Source organism: Nonomuraea fuscirosea, assembly GCF_003001935.1.
GTDB lineage: Bacteria > Actinomycetota > Actinomycetes > Streptosporangiales > Streptosporangiaceae > Nonomuraea > Nonomuraea fuscirosea.
In genome coordinates this window covers 179,969-197,636 of the sequence record NZ_PVNG01000024.1, presented here as the reverse complement: position 1 = coordinate 197,636, position 17,668 = coordinate 179,969, and the positions used below count along the sequence as shown (strand labels likewise).

The window sequence follows — 17,668 nt, the reverse complement described above, 5'->3', positions numbered from 1 at the left end:
AGGTCGAGCTCCTAGAGCGAGACGGAGGTGAGCGCGCGTTCGAGCCGCCGCTCCAGCTCCTCCTGGTCGAGCCGCCCGTCGGCGTACGCCTGCTGCACCAGCTCCACCACCCTGTCGCGGTCCCCGTCGGAGACCCGTGCCGTCGCGGGGTTCACCGGCTGACGGCTCTCTTGTACAGCCGCGTGGCCAGCGGTACGAACACGGCCAGGAGCACCACCGACCACGCCAGCGACACCGGCACCGCGTGCTGGAGCGGCCACGCGGCGGGCGTGGGCAGGGCCGGGCTGGTGTTGCCGAACAGTTCGCGTGCGGCCTGGACGAGCGTGGAGACGGGGTTCCATTCGGCGATCGGCTTGAGCGGGCCCGGCAGGCGGGCGCTGTCGACGAAGGCGTTGGACAGGAACACCATCGGGAACGACAGGATCGTGGCCACGTTGTTGAACACCTCGGGCGTGCGCAGGGCCAGCGCGACCGTCGCCGTCACCCAGGAGAAGGCGTACGAGAACAGCAGCAGCATCAGGAAGCCGAGCGCGGCCTGCGGCGGCGAGGAGTTGATCCGCCATCCGACGAGCAGCCCGACCACGGCCATGGTGACCATGCTGGTCAGGTTCATGATCACGTCGGCGATGGTCTGACCGGTCAGCACCGCCGACGGGGACATCGGCAGCGTGCGGAACCGGTCGAAGATGCCCCGCTGCAGGTCCTGCGTCAGGGTGTAGCCGGTGATCTGCGCGCTGGTGACGATGGTGAGGACGAAGATCCCGGGGAGCAGGTATTCGCCGTACGACATGCCGGGCAGGCTGATCATGCTGCCGAAGACGTAGGTGAACAGCAGCACGAACACGATCGGCAGCATGACCACGCCGCCCAGCAGGTCGGGGGCGCGGCGGATCTTCAGCGCGTTGCGTTTGGCGATCGTCATGCCGTCGGCGACGGCCAGGTTGAGGGCGTTCATCACACGGTCTCCTTGACCTTCTCGTCGGCCTCGTGTCCCGTGAGGGTGAGGAACACGTCGTCCAGGGTCGGCCGGCGCAGCCCGGCGTCGCGTACGGTGACCCGTTCGGCGGCCAGGCGGCCGAGCGCGGCGGTCAGCGCGGTCACGCCGCCGCTGACCGGGACCGTCACCCGCAGGATGTGCGGATCACGCTGCGGCTCTCCCACGGCCAGTGGCGCGAGAGCCCGCTCCGCGGCCTCCAGGTCCGCCGCGCTCGTCAGCCACACCTCGACCCGGTCGCCGCCGACCTGCCTCTTGAGCTCGTCGGAGGTGCCGAGCGCGATCACGCGCCCGTGGTCGACCACCGCGATGCGGTCGGCCAGCCGGTCGGCCTCCTCCATGTATTGAGTGGTGAGCAGGACCGTGGTGCCCTCCGCGACCAGCTCGGAGATGACGTCCCACAGGCTCGCCCTGGCCCGCGGGTCCAGGCCGGTGGTGGGCTCGTCGAGGAACAGCACCGGCGGGTTGGCGACCAGCGCCCCGGCCAGGTCGAGCCGCCGCCGCATGCCGCCCGAGTAGCCCTGCACCGGCCGGTCGGCGGCCTGCGTGAGCTCGAAGCGCTCCAGCAGCTCGCGAGCGCGCTGCCGGCTGCGCTGCACGCCCAGGTGGTAGAGGCGGCCGACCATCTCCAGGTTCTCGGCGCCGGTGAGGTGGTCGTCCACGGCCGCGTACTGGCCGGAGGCGCCGATGTGGGCGCGCAGAGCTCGTGCGTCGCGGACGACGTCGAACCCGGCCACCGTGGCGTGCCCGGCGTCCGGGCGCAGTAACGTCGTCAGGATGCGGACGGTGGTGGTCTTGCCGGCGCCGTTCGGGCCGAGCAGCCCGAACACCGTGCCCTCGGGGACGGCCAGGTCCATCCCGTCGAGGGCGGTCACGTCGCCGTATCTCTTGACCAGCCCCTCGGCCATGATCGCATCAGGCATGGATGTCTCCTTGTTCGTCAGGATCGGTGGATGGAGATGTCGCCGTGCGCGGTGTGCGCGCTCACTTCGACGACGTCGTCGGTATGACCGGGGCCGTCGCTGGACTCCAGCTCGACGTCCACGGTGCCGTACGTGGAACTGAGGTCCAGCCAGGCCGCGCTGCCCTCGCGGATGCCGAGGTCGAGGCCGCCGCCGGTGGTCTCCATGACGATCGAGCCGGACACCACCTCGCCGATGCGGGCGCTGCCGTAGGAGGTCTTGATGGCGACGCCGGACAGGGCGCGGTCGACGGTGATGTCACCGTGGGAGGTCTGCAGCCGCAGCTCGCCGGTGATCTCGCCGAGGCGCAGGTCTCCGTGGGAGTTCTTCAGCGCCGCCGTGCCGTCGATCGTGCCGATCCGGATGTCGCCGTGGGTCGTGGTGACCTCGGCGTGGCCGGACGAGCGGGTGACCGAGATGTCGCCGTAGGTGGTCTTCAGCCGCAGCCGGCCGGCCTCCTCCACGCTGACGTCGCCGTAGGAGGTGGTGAACGCCACCTCGCCGAGCGGCCCCCGGCAGTGCAGGCCCGTCGCCGCCTTGGCGTCCACGCGGGAGCCCGTGGGCAGGTCGATCGTCACCTCGATCGAGCCGCTGTGGCCGAGCAGCAGCGAGCGCGCCCAGGACGTGGGCGACTCGACCAGTTTGTCGAACGACAGGCCCCAGCCGAGCGACGTGGCGGGCCCGGAGCCCTCCACCCGGAGCAGCAACCTGCCGTCGGCGAGGTCGACCTGCGCCTGCCGGGCGGCCTCGACGTCGGATTCGTTGAACTCGTCGCTCGGGCGCACCTCCACGACGGTGTCGGCGCGCTCGCTCGCGTTGATCCTTAAGGTGGCCGTCGGCAGGTCGATGATGACGAGGACGGGCTCGGGAGTCTCGAAGGTCGGCATGGCGATCCAGTCGTCGCGGGTTGACGTGGTCATCAGCGCACCCAGCCGCTGTAGCGGTTGCCGGACTGCCGCGGCGCGCCCTTGCCGGAACGCCGGGCGTCCTGGCCGGGGTCGAGAGCGGCGGAGACGGCGCGTACCAGCCAGGCGTTCACGGACAGGCCGTCGCGGGCGGCGGCCTCCTCGATGCGCGGCTTGAGGTGCTCGGGGACGCGCAGCGAGATCCGGGACGTGCCGCCGTCGTCGGCGTCCGGCGGCAGGGGTGGGGGCGGCGGCGGTGGCGGAGCGGGCGGGCCGTGCCGCCCGCTCTCCTCCTCGAACGAGGCGGGGACCAGCGGTGGCGTCACCACGAAACCGGGATCGCGGCCACGCAGCCGGACCTCGACCGAGCCGGGGGCGAGGTCGCGGGTGATCTCGTCCGCGGCGGCGGACAGGGCCTCCAGCAGGGCGAGCCGGGTGGCGGACTCGAGCGTCGCGGCCAGGCGCTCGGCCAGCGCCCGTGCCTCCTCGCCGCCCGCCGCGGCGGCGATGGCGAGCTCACGCCTGAGGTTGTCAACGTACGGAGCCAGGTCCATGACGTCACTATGGCATCATGATGACGTCATGGCAAGTTCGGTTGGTCCTAGTGATGGTGTCATGGTGGCGTCATGCGTGGCAAAGTGACGTCACCGTGCATGGAGGCTGTCGGTGATGCGGGTTCAGGGCAGCAGGTGGCCCACGGTCTCCTCGCGGGCGCGGCGGAGGAAACCGGAGTAGTCGCTGCCGCCGGTGCCCTTGGCGGTGCCGTCGCGTTCGAAGCGCTGGATGTAGCGGCCGGTGATGCCGATGTGCTGGGCCCTGAGCCGGGCCAGCGCGTCCACGGCCCCGTTGTACGCCTCCACCAGCCCTGGCCGGTCGGCGCGCCGGTTCGACACGTAGTCGCGTACCGAGGGGCCGGTCTCCAGATCGGCGAGGAAGCGGCGGTGCGGGACCGGCATGTACGCGCGCATACCGGTGAGGAACGCGGCGGTCATCTCGTCGTCATGGCGGACGCCGAGCCCGGCGTCGAACGACTGGATCAGGGAGCTCTGTGCGGCGCTGCCGCCGGCCAGCACGACTGGTCCGCGATCCACTCCCTCGAAGATCAGCCCGGGTTCGGGCCAGCCCGTGAGGAACGGTCTGATCCGGTGGTAGAAGACGTGCGGGTCGCACCAGCGTTCGATGTCGAGCAGCGCCTCCACCGTGCGGCCGAGCACCTTCCGCACGCCGACCAACGCCTTCGTGAGCCGGTCGGGGTCGTCGCCGGCCACGGCGTCATGGGTGCGTACGAGCAGCGGCAACCCGGGCGCTCCGGCCAGTTCGACGCCCAGGGTGGCGAGGTAGAACCACTTCTCGTCCACGCCGCCGAGGAACGTCACCTGGGTGTCGATGTTGGACGTGCTCAGCGGCTCCGTCCTGTCGATGCGCCGCCAGTTGTTCAGGACGATGGAGGCGTGGGCGATGATCGGCGGCCGGTCCAGTTGGCGGGCCAGATCGTCGAGAGGGCGGGCGACAGGGGCGGGGAGGGTGCGGGCGGGGGTTTCTGATCCCCATACGTACGCGTTCGCCAGGCAGGTCAGCAGCAGCATGGCGCGTTCCCGCTCCCCGGGCGAGCTCAGCTTGGCGGGCGTGAGCACGGGCAGCGACGCGATGGCGTCGCGCAGGCGACCCGTCATGATCAGGGCTGATATGTCGCGTGCGGTCCGTTCCCAGGGGCGGTAGTACGGCGGCAGCGCGTTCACGGGGTCGTCGCCGGGAACGAATCCCCGGACCGGGTCGATGGCATAGTCGTTCAGATCGGCCATCCGTCCCGCCCCAGGCGTCATCGGCTCCTCCAGCCCGGACACCCGCGCCGCCCCAGACCCTGGCCCCGACGCCGGTGCCACGCCGGCCTCTGGTTTCGGCATGCGTGCCGTTCCCGGCTTCTGCAGGTCGGACGCCGGTGCCGCGCCGGCTTCTGGTTCGGGCACCTGTGCCGTTCCCGGCTCCTACAAGCCGCGCGCCGGGGCCGCCCTAGTTTCTGGTTCGAGCATCCGTACCGTCCCAGGCTCCTCCAGCCGGTCGCCAGTACCGGCCCGGGCTTCTCCGGGTCGGCCGTTTCCGTGGTCATCGGTCCTGCTCCGGTGCACCGTTAGCGGGGGCGAGGATGCGCCAGGCCGCGGGATGCACTGTCCAGGTGTAGGAAGAGCTGGCCTGGCAGAGTTCGCCGTCGGCGTTGGCCGGGACCGGCTCGCCGTCGATGGCGATGGCGCGCGCTCTGAGGGTCACGACGTCGTTATGCCGGCGCTGCCTGCCGAGCCGCAGCAGCAGCCCGAAGGTCAGCCGGGCCAGGGGCGACACGGCGAAGGAGACGACCACGTCCGCCAGGCCGTCGTCCGGCCGGGCCTGCGGGGTGAGCGGGGTGCCGCCGCCGATCGAGGTGCCGTTGCCGATGCCCACCATGAGGATCCGCCGCCGGCCGTCGGCGACGGTCCTGCCGTCCGCGCGCACCCGCAGGTGCCAGCCCTTCGCGCGCACGCCGGCCATCAGCGCGCCCGCCGCGTAGGCGACCCGGCTCAGCCACGGCTTGAGCGGCGTCGCCTCCTCGGCGGCCAGCGCGCCGACGCCGACGTGCACGGCGTTCACCACGATCGCGCCGTCGCCGGCCACGAGCAGGTCCATCGGACGCTCCCGGCCCCGCAGCACCACCTCGGCGGCCTCGCGTGGGTCGAGCGGGATGCCCAGCGAACGCGCAAGGTCGTTGCCGGTGCCCATCGGGATCAGCCCCACCGGCCGCTCGGCCAGCTCGCCACGGGCCAGCAGCTCCGCCACGAGCGTGTGCAGGCTGCCGTCGCCGCCGAGGACGACCGGCATCCGATCGGCGTGCTCGGCCAGCGCCCGGCCGATGTCCTCCGGCCGTTCCGTCACCCGCTCCACGACGTCGGCCCCGCCGCCCAGGACGTCCAGCACCGCCTTGCGCCGCTCCTCGCCGGCTCCGCCCGCGGCCGGATTGCCCATCACCAGCAACCTGCGAGCCATCGCGCCTGCCCTCCCCGATCCCTGCCCTGTCAGTGTCCTGCCCTCCTGGAGCCTTGCCTTCCCGGTGTCTTGCCCTCCCGGAGTCCTGGGCGCTCGATGCCCATGATTCGCCCCGCGAAACCGGGCCGGGGAGCCGGTGACCCTAGGTCCGGCATCTACGGACCGGCGACACCGATGGCGTGCAGGCACGGAGGGTACCGACGACGTGGAGGGCGTGTATGGCGTGGAAGACGCAGGTGGTGCAGATGATGCGAGAAGACGGTGTGAATAGCGCGGATGGTGCTGGAGATGCCGGAGGCCCGGATGGCCGAGCTGGAGCGCCTTCTTAGAGGTCCTAACAAAAGGATCCAGGACCGCGCCCAGCCTGTGGATGCGAGTGCGGAAGGAGTTCACTGCGATCATCGGCATATGACGATCGCTGCGATCTACGCCGAGTTCGCCGCGCGCGAGGCGCGTGGCGTGTCGCCCGCGTACGAGCGCTTGGCATCTGCGGTGACGCGGGATCGCGAGCTCCTGGCCTTGCTCGCCGCGCTTCCGCCGGCCAAGCGGCAGCCGAACCTGCTGTTCGGTGTTGTTCGGTTGCTCGGCGGGCCGGTCGAGGATCCGGCCGCGTTCCATGATTACGTGGTGGCGAACTGGCCGGTCATCGAGGCGGAGATGCGCACACGGGCCACGCAGACGAACGAGGCCGGACGGTGTGCCGTCCTGCTACCGGTACTCACCGCACTGCCACAGCCGCTCGCGCTGTTGGAGGTCGGCGCGTCCGCCGGGCTGTGCCTCTATCCCGACCGGTACACCTACCGCTACGGCGATCACCTGGTCGGCTCCGGTGACCCGGTCCTTGCCTGCACGGCCACCAATATGGCGCCGCCGATCGGCCTGCCCCAGGTGGTGTGGCGGGCCGGCCTGGACCTGAACCCGCTCGATGTGACCGACCCCGTCGATCTCGCCTGGCTCGACGCCCTCATCTGGCCGGAACACATGCATCGCCGCGCCCGGCTGCGGGCGGCGGCGGCCGTCGTCGCAACCGACCCGCCGCTGCTCGTACGGGGCGACCTGGTAGACGACCTGCCGGCACTGGCTGCGCAGGCCCCGCCCGACGCGACGCTGGTGGTGTTCCACAGCTCGGTGCTGTACCACGTGCCGACGCCACGACGGGTAACGTTCGCCGAGGTGGTACGCGGGCTACCCGGACATTGGATCGCGAACGAGGCCCCGGACGTGTTGCCCTACGACACGCTCCCGATGCCGCCGAGCGAGGCTCGGCACAACGTGCTCGCGCTGGACGAGACGCCGCTCGCCTGGACCCGATCGCACGGACAGGCGATCATCTGGTTCGCATAGTGCGTTTGAGCGACCGACACCGAGATCAATGATCTCGCCTGTGACGGGGCAACATTGGATCATTTTGTTAGGACTACTTAGCCGGTCGCCGCACATCGGCGGACAATGGATGGAGCGTTCCGGTCGACGAGAGGAGACCCGTGGCGGCCGAAGATCGGGACATGACGCTGGAACCCGCCGCCGGGGAGATGTGGCGGTTGCTGGACCTGATCGCCCCCGACGTGCGCGCGGTCGCCGAGGCGGAGCTGCGGGCGGAGGGCATCGGCCCGGACGAGCCGGAGGGGCCGTCCGCGCCTGACAGGCCTGATGGGCCGGGCTTGTCGGACGGGGCCTCTGGGCGGGCCAGGCTGTTCGGGCAGGCTGGACGGTCCGAGTCTGACGGGTCTGGCGGGTCGGACTTGTCGGACGGGGCCTCTGGGTGGACCAGGCTGTTCGGGCGGGTTGGACAGGCCAGGGGTGGAGAGTCCGGCGGGCTGGACCTGTCGGACGGGCCGTCCGGGCGGGCCGAGTCGTGGACCGGCGACGTCGCGGCGCGGCTGCGGGCCGCCGCCACCGTGACCGCCTGCGAGGCCGTCCTGACCGCAACCCCCGACTGGGACCTGCTCGCGGACGAGCACCGGCGCGAACCCTTCGGCCGGGCGCAGCGGCGCGTCCTGGTCGCCCGGCAGGACTGCCCCGACACCCTGGTCCGCGACCTGCTCACCCCATGGGACTCCCTCGTGGCGGGCCGGTTGCGGCTGGCGCACCGGCCGGTGCCCGACTGGATGCGGCCCGTCCTGCTCAGCCATATCGGCGACGTCCACGCCGAGCTGGTACGTCGGCTGGTGACGCTGGACACCGTGGAGGACGTGATCGCCGGTGTCGCAAGCCTCGACCTGCTCGTACGGGCCATGGACGGCAGCGGCGGCACCGGCCGGACCTGGCTGTTCTGGCAGGCCGCCGGCCACCTGCTCTGGCGTCACTCGAACGCCGACATCGGGGCCTGGCTGGCGGCGGCCGCCAGGTTCCCCGCCCACCCGGGCACGCTCGCCTCCCTGCTGCGCCGGGTCCGCCGCGATCCGGTGCCGCCACCGGTCCAGGCCGTCGACCTGCGGCTGCTCGCGCACGCCCCCGACCAGCCGCTCGCCGAGCTGATCGACGCCCTGCCCGACGACGTCCTGGCACAGATGGGGGAGCGCGACCTGACGGGGTCGTGGCACCGGACGTACGCGCGCGACGAGGTACTCGACCGGTTCGCCATGGCGGGCGTCGCTGCTAGGGCGGTGTTCGCCCGCTGGATGTTCCGGTGCGAGCCCAGGACGCGGGCGTGGGCGTACGGGCTGGACCCAGATCAGGACGAGCGGACCCGGCATCTCTCCCGGCAGGACACGGAGCTGCGCCGGCTGATCGCCGCACCGGTCCCCTTACCGGTGCGTGACCCCGTGGCCGCGTTACGGGCGGCGCGCGATCCGTTCGAGAGCGAGGCCGTGCTGGTCGCGCTGACCGGCGACGGCGACGCGCTGCCCTGGCCCGAGCTGGTGGCGGCCCATCGGGAACGGCCCTGGCCCGACCACGTCCTGTGCGTCCTCACCGACCGCAAGGACCTGCCCGGCCCGCTGGCCGGAGCTCTCGCGGACGATCTTCTCGAACGGGCCGCGGCGACGAGCCCGGCGGCGGCGCGTCTCGTCCTGCCCGCGCTCGGCCTACAACGCGACCCGAGCGGGACGCTGCGGCGGATCCACCGCGGGGAGGTGCTGGGCGACGAGGAGATCCTGTCGGAATGCCGTCCCGCCGGCCGGCTCATCCGCTATCTGACCTGGTACTCATGTGAGCTCACCGGGCGCCGGGCCCGGCTGCGCGAGCTGGTCGTGCGCGAGGTCGAGACCGCCGCGCGCGCCGCTCCCGCCGGCTTCTGGACGGTCCTGCTCAGACTCCTGGACGGCTTCGAGGGCACCCTCCCCGAACTCCTCACCACCACGACCGCCCAGACCCGCCTCCCACCGACCTCCTGACCGCGCGTCCGGCCCGCCACCTTCGGACCGCGCGTCCGGCCCGCCGACCTCGTCCCGCGCGTCCGGCCCACCAGGTCCGGCGGTCCGGCGGTCCGGCGAGGGAGGCTCGGCGCGGGATCACGCGGGCGTCCGGCGGGGGTCAGGCGCGCGGCCGGTGCTCCGTCAGGCGTTCCACGAGCGCCCGTACGATGGCCATCTGCCCGTCCAGGGACGGATGCACCCCATCCTCCCCTTGCAGGTCAGACCGGGCCGGAACGCCGAAGGCGGCGGTGAGGTCCACGGCCGGCTCGGGGAAGCCCAGCACCTCCCCGGCCAGCGCCACGATGTCGGCGTTGCGCCAGCCGACCTGGCTGAAGCCGAACGCGGGAGTGGCGCCGACCCGTTCCTCGCGCACCGGCACGGGAGTCAGCCACACCCACGTCTCCACCGCGCCGCCAATGCGCCGCAGCTCCCGCAGGTTGGCCACGCTCTCGGACAGGCTGACCTGGGGCTTGGCCGCCTCGGGGCCGATGCGGGTGACGTCGTTGCCGCCGAGCGCGCAGATCACCCAATCGGGACGGACCGCGGCCAGCGTGGCCGGCCAGCGCCGCAGCAGCATGGCGGTCGTGTGCGCGGACAGGCCGCCGTTCACCACGCGCACGCCGCGCGGGCGGAGCAGATGGCGCAGGATCTCGGCCCAGGACTGCAGGTCGTCGGTGATGCTGTCGCCGATCGCCAGGATCGTCCGCCCGGCGGGTACGGGCAGCGCGGCCAGGCGGGCGGCGAACTCCCCGTCGGCGAGCAGGGCCTCGGCCGCCTCACCGGCGCGGGCGTCGTACTCGGCGATGACCTCGGCGTACTCGTCGCGGCTCAGCCCGAAGATCGTCGGCAGCGCCTCGGCCATGCCGGGCAGGTAGCCGTACAGCTTGTCGAGATGAGTGTGCTGGAGCCAGTTTTTGCCTGTCATGGCCGTCCATGGTCGCCTCCGGCGGCGGGCGGGGACAGGAACGCAGGCGGGCATTCACCGGACATTCAGCCGGTGAAGCCTTGTGCGGATGGCGTCAAGAATCCCCACACAACCGTATGAAACCCGTCAAGGAATGTGAAACAGGGCTATTTCCCGGCTTTGCTGGATTTCTGGCCCGCTCGTCCGAGCGGAGACCACCTGTTCCCAGAACCGAGGAGTGGAGATGGCCGACGTCATCTTCGTCGCTCTGACGATCGCGATCTTCGTGATCTTCGGGCTCGTCGTGAAGGCGGTGGAGCGCCTGTGAGCGCGGTCAACGCCACCGGCCTGGTGATCGTCGTCGCCCTGACGGCGTTCATGGTCGCGGCCCTGCTGTTCCCCGAGCGGTTCCGATGAGCGCCACGGCCGCGGGGGCGCTCTTCGTCGCCTCCCTCGTCATCGCCGTGGCCCTGCTGCACAGACCGCTCGGCGACCACCTGTACCGGGTTTACACGAGCGCCAGGCACAACGCCGCCGAGCGCGGCCTCTACCGGCTGCTCGCCGTGCGGGCCGACACCGAGCAGAGCTGGCCGGTCTACGCGCGCGGCCTGCTCGCGTTCTCGGTGATTTCCGTCCTGGCCGTGTACGGACTCCAGCGCCTCCAGGACCGGCTCCCGCTGAGCGCGGGCATGCCCCCGGTCACCGGCCACATCGCCTGGAACACCGCCGTCAGCTTCGTCACCAACACCAACTGGCAGTCCTACTCCGGCGAGTCCACGATGGGCCACCTGACCCAGATGGCCGCCCTGGCCGTGCAGAACTTCGTCTCGGCCGCGGTCGGCATGGCGGTGGCGATCGCGCTGGTGCGCGGCTTCGCCCGCAGCCGGTCGGGCGCGATCGGCAACTTCTGGGTGGACCTGGTCCGCGGCACGGTCCGGGTGCTGCTGCCGATGGCGTTCATCGGCGCGCTGGTGCTGGTCGCGGGCGGGGTGATCCAGAACCTGTCGGGCACGCACGAGGTCGGCACCCTGACCGGCGGCACGCAGGCGATCACCGGCGGCCCGGTCGCCTCCCAGGAGGTCATCAAGCTGCTGGGCACCAACGGCGGCGGCTTCTACAACGCCAACTCCGCCCACCCGTTCGAGAATCCGGCCACCTGGACGAACTGGTTCGAGCTGCTGCTGATCCTGGCGATCCCGTTCGCGCTGCCGCGGACGTTCGGCCGGATGGTCGGGCAGGTCCGTCAGGGGCACGCCATCCTCGCCGTGATGGGCGTGCTGGCGCTGGCCTCCGTGCTGCTCACCAACGCCTTCGAACTCGGCGGCCACGCGACCGTGCCGCGGGCCGTCGGCGCGGCCATGGAGGGCAAGGAGGTCCGCTTCGGTGTCTCCGACTCCGCCACCTTCGGCGCGGTGACCACGCTCACCAGCACCGGCGCCGTGAACAGCTTCCACGACTCCTACACGCCGTTCGGCGGCATGATGACCATGGCGAACATGATGCTCGGCGAGATCGCCCCGGGCGGCGTCGGCGCGGGCCTGTACGGCATGCTCGTCCTGGCCGTCATCACGGTCTTCGTGGCCGGGCTGATGGTCGGGCGCACCCCCGAGTACCTGGGCAAGAAGATCGGCCCCCGCCAGATCAAGCTGGCCTCGCTCTACTTCCTGACCACCCCGGCGCTGGTGCTGATCGGCACGGCGTTCGCGATGGGCTCGCCGGAGCGGCGCGCGAGCATGCTCAACTCGGGCCCGCACGGCCTGTCCGAGATCCTGTACGCCTTCACCAGCGCCGCCAACAACAACGGCTCAGCTTTCGCCGGCCTCACGGTCAACACCCCGTGGTACGACGTGGCGCTCGGCCTGTGCATGGTCTTCGGCCGGTTTCTGCCGATCATCCTGGTCCTGGCGCTGGCCGGCTCGCTGGCCCGCCAGTCGCCCGTCCCCGAGGGCGCGGGCACGCTGCCCACGCACCGGCCGCAGTTCGTCGGCCTGGTCGTCGGCGTCACCGTCGTCCTCGTCGCCCTGACCTTCCTGCCGGCGCTCGCGCTCGGCCCGATCGCGGAAGGACTGTCCTGACATGTCAGCCCCCGTACTGGAGAAACCCCTGGCGCGGACCGGCCGGGCAGGCGGCCTGCTCGACCCCCGGCACCTGCTCGTGGCGCTGCCCGACGCGCTGAAGAAGCTCAATCCCGCCACGCTGTGGCGCAACCCGGTCATGTTCGTCGTGGAGATCGGCGCGGCGTTCACCACTGTCCTGGCCGTCCTGCGGCCGTCGTTCTTCGCCTGGGCCGTCGTGGTGTGGCTGTGGCTTACCGCGATCTTCGCGAACCTGGCCGAGGCCGTCGCCGAGGGACGCGGCAAAGCGCAGGCGGCCACGTTGCGACGGGCCAGGACCGGCACCAGAGCCAGACGTCTGAGGAGCGGGGATGCGGCGGAGTGGGACGAGATCGGCGCGTCCGAGCTCAGACCGGGCGACCTCGTGGTCGTCGAGGCGGGAGAGATCATCCCGGGCGACGGCGACGTGGTGCGGGGCATCGCCTCAGTGGACGAATCGGCCATCACCGGCGAGTCCGCCCCCGTCATCCGCGAGTCCGGCGGCGACCGCAGCGCCGTGACCGGAGGCACCAGGGTGCTGTCGGACCGGATCGTCGTCCGCGTCACGCAGCAGCCGGGCGAGAGCTTCGTCGACCGCATGATCGCCCTGGTCGAGGGCGCGAACCGGCAGAAGACGCCGAACGAGATCGCGCTCAACATCCTGCTCGCCGCGCTGACGATCGTCTTCCTGGTCGCCACCGCGACCATGCAGCCGCTGGCCGTCTACTCCAAGCTGGTCAACCCGGGCGTGCCCGACTCCCCGGCCCTGGACGCGAACGGCGTCACCGGCGTCGTGCTGGTGTCCCTGCTGGTCTGCCTGATCCCCACCACCATCGGCGCGCTGCTGTCGGCCATCGGCATCGCCGGCATGGACCGCCTGGTGCAGCGCAACGTCCTGGCGATGTCGGGGCGCGCCGTCGAGGCGGCGGGTGACGTGTCCACGCTGCTGCTGGACAAGACCGGCACGATCACTCTGGGCAACCGGCAGGCGTCGGAGTTCGTCCCGGTGGCCGGGGTCGGCGAAGGCGAACTCGCCGCCGCGGCGCAGCTGTCCAGCCTGGCCGACGAGACGCCCGAGGGCCGCTCGATCGTCGTCCACGCCAAGGAACGCTACGGCCTGCGCGAACGGGACCTCCACGGCGCCGAATGGGTGCACTTCACGGCACAGACCCGCATGTCGGGAGTGAACATCGAGGGCAGGCAGATCCGCAAGGGGGCCGCGTCCGCAGTGCTGGCGTGGGTCCGCGAGGCCGGCGGCCGGCCTGCCGATGAGGTCGGCCGGCTCGTGGACGGCATCTCGGCCTCCGGCGGCACCCCGCTGGTCGTGGCCGAGCGGAACCGGGTGCTCGGCGTGATCCACCTCAAGGACGTGGTCAAGCGGGGCATGCGGGAACGGTTCGACGAGATGCGCCGGATGGGTATCCGTACCGTCATGATCACCGGCGACAACCCGCTCACCGCCAAGGCCATCGCCGACGAGGCCGGCGTGGACGACTTCCTGGCCGAGGCCACCCCCGAGGACAAGCTCGCGCTCATCAGGAAGGAGCAGGAGGGCGGCCGGCTGGTCGCGATGACCGGCGACGGCACCAACGACGCGCCCGCCCTGGCGCAGTCGGACGTCGGCGTGGCCATGAACACGGGCACGAGCGCCGCCAAGGAGGCCGGGAACATGGTGGACCTCGACTCCGACCCGACCAAGCTGATCGAGATCGTGGAGATCGGCAAGCAACTGCTCATCACGCGCGGCGCGCTGACCACGTTCTCGATCGCGAACGACGTCGCGAAATACTTCGCGATCATCCCGGCCATGTTCGCGGCCGTCTATCCGGGCCTGGACGCGCTCAACATCATGCGCCTGTCCAGCCCGCAGTCCGCGATCCTGGCCGCGGTCGTCTTCAACGCGCTGGTCATCGTCGCGTTGATCCCCCTGGCGCTGCGCGGCGTCCGTTACCGGCCGGCCAGCGCGTCCCGGCTGCTCAGCCGCAACCTGTACGTCTACGGCCTCGGCGGCATCGTCGCGCCGTTCGCCGGCATCAAGATCATCGACCTTCTGGTCCAGTTCCTTCCGGGGATGAGCTGAATGCAACGTCTGCCTGCCTGGCTGCGCCCGCACCTCGCCGCGATCCGCGCGGTGGCCGTACTGACGGTGCTGCTCGGCCTGATCTATCCACTGACCGTCACCGGCCTGGCCCAGGTGCTGTTCCACGGCTCCGCCAACGGCTCACTCGTCGGCGGGGACGCCGGCAGCGCCCTCATCGGCCAGTCCTTCACCGACGCCCGCGGCGTGCCGGTCGGGAAGTATTTCCAGTCCCGTCCCTCGGCCGCCGGCGACGGCTACGACCCGACCGCCACCGGCGCCTCCAATCTCGGTCCAGAGGACGTCGTGGACATCCTGCCCGGGCCGGGGGAGCCGGGCAGGCAGTCGCTGCTCACCCGGGTCTGCGCCCGCTCCAAGGCGGCCGGGGAGCTGGAGGGCGTCAGCGGCGCCCGTCCGTACTGCACGCCCGGCGGGGCCGGCGCGGTGCTGAAGGTCTTCCCCGGCCACGCGGTCAGCGTCAACCAGCCCTGTCCCACCGTCCCCTTCGTCGCCACCTACCAGGGGCTGCGGGTCGAGTGCGGCCGACCAGGCGTGGACTACGCGGCCGGCCGGACCGTCCCCGTGCGCGGCGACGCCGGCGCGCCCGCCGTCCCCGCCGACGCGGTGACGGCGAGCGGCTCGGGCCTGGACCCGCACATCTCCGTGGCCTACGCCGACCTCCAGGCGCCCCGCGTGGCCAGGGAACGCGGCATCGCCCTCGAACGGGTGCGGACGCTGGTCGCCGAGCACACCGCGGGCCGCGTGCTCGGGTTCATCGGCGAGCCCGCCGTCAACGTGCTCGAACTCAACCTGGCGCTCGACCGGTCATGAGCCGGGGCCGCCTGCGCGTCTACCTCGGGGCGGCCCCGGGGGTCGGCAAGACGTACGCGATGCTCGGCGAGGGCCGCAGAGCCGTCGAACGAGGCCGGGACGTGGTCGTGGGGCTCGTCGAGACTCACGGCCGCCCCCGTACCGCCGCCCTGCTGGATGGCCTGGAGGTGATCCCGCGCCGGACGGTGACGCACCGGGGCGTGGCGTTCACCGAACTGGACGCCGAGGCGGTGATCGCTCGCAGGCCCCGGGTGGCGCTGATCGACGAGCTGGCCCACACCAACGTGCCCGGCTCGAAGAACGCCAAGCGCTGGCAGGACGTCGAGGAGATCCTCGATGCCGGCATCGACGTCGTCTCCACGGTCAACATCCAGCACCTGGAGTCGGTCAACGACGTCGTCGAGCAGATCACGGGCGTGCCGCAGCGCGAGACCGTGCCGGACGAGGTGGTGCGCGGGGCCGACCAGGTCGAGCTGGTGGACATGTCGCCTAAAGCGCTGCGCCGCCGCATGGCGCACGGGAACGTGTACGCCTCCGCGAAGGTGGACGCCGCCCTGGCGAACTACTTCCGCGTCGGCAACCTGACCGCGCTGCGCGAGCTGGCCCTGCTGTGGGTCGCCGGCGAGGTGGACGACCAGCTCGACCGCTACCGCGCCGACCACGGCATCGCCACAACCTGGGAGACCCGCGAGCGCGTGGTGGTCGCCCTGGCCGGCGGGCCCGAGGGCGACACCCTGGTCCGCAGGGCCGCCCGCATCGCGGCCCGGACCAAGGGGGCCGACCTGCTGGCCGTCCACGTCACCAGCGCCGACGGGCTCGCCGGGGCCGACCCGGCCAGCCTGGCCCGCCAGCGCACCCTGGTGGAGAACCTGGGCGGCAGCTACCACCAGGTCGTCGGCGACGACGTCCCCCGGGCGCTGCTCGACTTCGCCCGCGGCGTCAACGCCACCCAGCTCGTCCTCGGCGCCTCCCGCAGGGGCCGCTTCGCGCAGATCCTCTCACGCGGCGTCGGGGTGGAGACCACCGCCCGTTCCGGCTCCATCGACGTCCACCTGATCAGCCACAAGGAGGCCAGGCAGGGGCGGCGCCGGCGGGCCGGCTCACGGGCCGCGCTCACCCGCACGCGGCGGCTGTGCGGCTGGGTGCTTGCGGTGGCCGGGATGCCGCTGCTGACGCTGGCGTTGTCGCCGTTTCGCGACGTGCTGTCGCTGCCCAGCGAGATCCTGCTCTTCCTCTGCCTGACCATCGGGGTCGCGCTGGCCGGCGGCATGTGGCCGGCCATCACCGCGGCCGTGGGCGGGTCGCTGCTGCTCAACTGGTACTTCACCCCGCCGCTCGGGGAGTTCACGATCAGCGACCCGGAGAGCCTGTTCGCGCTGGTCGTGTTCGTCGCGGTGGCGGCGGCGGTGAGCACGATCGTGGACCTCGCCGCCCGCCGCACCCGCCAGGCGGCCCGCGCCGGGGCCGACGCCGAGTTGCTGTCCACCCTGGCCGGGCACGTGCTGCGCGGCCAGGCCGCCGTGCCGTCCCTGCTGGCGCGCATGCGTGAGACGTTCGGTCTGGACTCGGTCACGCTGCTGGAACGCCGGCCGGAGGCCGCCCGCACGCCGGACGTCCGGGCCGACCCCGGCGCCTGGCGGATCGTGGCCACCTCCGGTGGCGAGCCCGCGACCTGTCCCGGCCGGTCCGACATCGACGTGGTCATCGACGACGATATGATCATGGCCGCCAAGGGCGGGCCGCTGGAGGCCGCCGACCGTACGGTGCTGGAGGCATTCGCCGCCGAGGCCGCCGTCGCCCTGCGCCAGGAACGCCTGCGGGAGGAGGCGGAACGAGCCCGCCCACTGGCCGAGGCCGACCGGATGCGCACCGCGCTGCTCGCCGCCGTCAGCCACGACCTGCGCACCCCGCTCGCCTCGGCCAAGGCCGCCGTCGAGAGCCTGAGCGGCACCGAGATCGCCTGGTCGCCGCAGGACCGCGCCGAACTGCTCGCCACCGCCGCCGAATCCCTGGACAAACTCGACCGCCTTGTCACGAACCTGCTCGACATGAGCCGCCTGCAGGCCGGCGTGCTCGGTGTCGCGTCCGAACCCGTCGCCCTGGACGAGATCATCCCACGCGCCGCCGACGACCTGGGTCCCGTGCGCGACCGCGTCGAGTGGGACGTCCCCGCCGGGCTGCCCGACATCCTGGCCGACCCGGTGCTGCTGGAGCGGGTCCTGGTCAACCTCATGTCCAACGCCGTCCGCTACAGCCCGCCGCGGGAGAGGGTGAGCGTCACGGCCGGGCGGCACGGGGCGCGGGTCGAGGTACGCGTCGCCGATCGCGGGCCCGGTCTGCCACCCGAGGCGTACGACCGGGTCTTCCAGCCGTTCCAGCGGCTCGGGGACCGGGACAACCATGCGGGGGTGGGGCTCGGCCTGGCCCTGTCGCGCGGGCTCACGGAGGCGATGGGCGGCGCCCTCGTCCCCGAGGAGACGCCAGGAGGAGGGCTCACCATGACCCTCAGCCTGCCCGTCGCCGCCGGTTGA

15 protein-coding genes are annotated in these 17,668 nt (G+C 72.0%); 7 read left to right on the top strand and 8 right to left on the bottom strand.

Annotated elements, in window-relative coordinates; all coding sequences use genetic code 11:
• Window positions 1-11 precede the first annotated feature (11 nt).
• From B0I32_RS60460 to B0I32_RS43885, 7 genes are all read right to left on the bottom strand, one after another.
• Window positions 12-155, bottom strand: a complete 144-nt coding sequence (locus B0I32_RS60460) for a DUF1707 SHOCT-like domain-containing protein (protein ID WP_245956413.1) — start codon at window positions 153-155, stop codon at window positions 12-14.
• Window positions 152-955: an ABC transporter permease gene (locus B0I32_RS43910; RefSeq protein WP_106249787.1), complete on the bottom strand. Its 804-nt coding sequence runs from the start codon at window positions 953-955 to the stop codon at window positions 152-154. Before B0I32_RS43910 ends, B0I32_RS60460 begins: the two co-directional genes overlap by 4 nt.
• A complete protein-coding gene (locus B0I32_RS43905; protein WP_106249785.1) occupies window positions 955-1,917 on the bottom strand; it encodes an ATP-binding cassette domain-containing protein in 963 nt (320 codons plus the stop codon). The genes B0I32_RS43910 and B0I32_RS43905 overlap by 1 nt, the downstream gene beginning before the upstream one ends.
• 17 nt (window positions 1,918-1,934) lie before the next feature.
• Window positions 1,935-2,876, bottom strand: a complete 942-nt coding sequence (locus B0I32_RS43900) for a DUF4097 family beta strand repeat-containing protein (RefSeq protein ID WP_106249784.1) — start codon at window positions 2,874-2,876, stop codon at window positions 1,935-1,937.
• Window positions 2,876-3,415 (bottom strand): toxin-antitoxin system HicB family antitoxin, encoded by a 540-nt coding sequence (locus tag B0I32_RS43895; protein WP_106249782.1) that lies wholly within the window; start codon window positions 3,413-3,415, stop codon window positions 2,876-2,878. Before B0I32_RS43895 ends, B0I32_RS43900 begins: the two co-directional genes overlap by 1 nt.
• A gap of 123 nt (window positions 3,416-3,538) precedes the next feature.
• A complete protein-coding gene (locus B0I32_RS43890) occupies window positions 3,539-4,684 on the bottom strand; it encodes an indoleamine 2,3-dioxygenase (protein WP_181308416.1) in 1,146 nt (381 codons plus the stop codon).
• A 280-nt stretch (window positions 4,685-4,964) separates the two neighbouring features.
• Window positions 4,965-5,876 carry a diacylglycerol/lipid kinase family protein gene (locus B0I32_RS43885; RefSeq protein ID WP_106249778.1) on the bottom strand — a complete coding sequence of 304 codons (912 nt, stop codon included), beginning with the start codon at window positions 5,874-5,876 and terminating at the stop codon, window positions 4,965-4,967.
• 408 nt (window positions 5,877-6,284) lie between these two features.
• Here B0I32_RS43885 and B0I32_RS43880 point away from each other — a divergent pair, with 408 nt between their 5' ends.
• Together B0I32_RS43880 and B0I32_RS43875 are read left to right on the top strand one after the other, a co-directional pair.
• Window positions 6,285-7,220 carry a DUF2332 domain-containing protein gene (locus tag B0I32_RS43880; protein ID WP_106249776.1) on the top strand — a complete coding sequence of 312 codons (936 nt, stop codon included), beginning with the start codon at window positions 6,285-6,287 and terminating at the stop codon, window positions 7,218-7,220.
• A gap of 161 nt (window positions 7,221-7,381) precedes the next feature.
• On the top strand, window positions 7,382-9,211 hold the full coding sequence (locus B0I32_RS43875) for a hypothetical protein (protein WP_106249774.1): 1,830 nt from the start codon (window positions 7,382-7,384) through the stop codon (window positions 9,209-9,211).
• 139 nt (window positions 9,212-9,350) lie between these two features.
• Here B0I32_RS43875 and B0I32_RS43870 read toward each other — a convergent pair whose 3' ends face one another.
• Entirely contained in the window at window positions 9,351-10,157 is an 807-nt protein-coding gene (locus tag B0I32_RS43870; protein WP_181308414.1) for an SGNH/GDSL hydrolase family protein, read from the bottom strand.
• Between the two features lie 303 nt (window positions 10,158-10,460).
• Here B0I32_RS43870 and kdpF point away from each other — a divergent pair, with 303 nt between their 5' ends.
• From kdpF to B0I32_RS43840, 5 genes are read left to right on the top strand one after another with little or no spacing between them, the layout of a single operon-like run.
• Window positions 10,461-10,553: a K(+)-transporting ATPase subunit F gene (kdpF, locus tag B0I32_RS43860; protein WP_106249767.1), complete on the top strand. Its 93-nt coding sequence runs from the start codon at window positions 10,461-10,463 to the stop codon at window positions 10,551-10,553.
• The gene (gene kdpA, locus B0I32_RS43855; RefSeq protein WP_106249765.1) at window positions 10,550-12,211 is read left to right on the top strand and encodes a potassium-transporting ATPase subunit KdpA; all 1,662 of its coding nucleotides are present in this window, start codon (window positions 10,550-10,552) and stop codon (window positions 12,209-12,211) included. Before kdpF ends, kdpA begins: the two co-directional genes overlap by 4 nt.
• 1 nt (window position 12,212) lies before the next feature.
• On the top strand, window positions 12,213-14,309 hold the full coding sequence (kdpB, locus tag B0I32_RS43850; protein WP_106249764.1) for a potassium-transporting ATPase subunit KdpB: 2,097 nt from the start codon (window positions 12,213-12,215) through the stop codon (window positions 14,307-14,309).
• On the top strand, window positions 14,310-15,137 hold the full coding sequence (locus tag B0I32_RS43845) for a potassium-transporting ATPase subunit C (RefSeq protein ID WP_106249762.1): 828 nt from the start codon (window positions 14,310-14,312) through the stop codon (window positions 15,135-15,137).
• Window positions 15,134-17,668, top strand: coding sequence for a sensor histidine kinase (locus tag B0I32_RS43840; protein WP_106249760.1), 2,535 nt, complete (start codon window positions 15,134-15,136; stop codon window positions 17,666-17,668). The genes B0I32_RS43845 and B0I32_RS43840 overlap by 4 nt, the downstream gene beginning before the upstream one ends.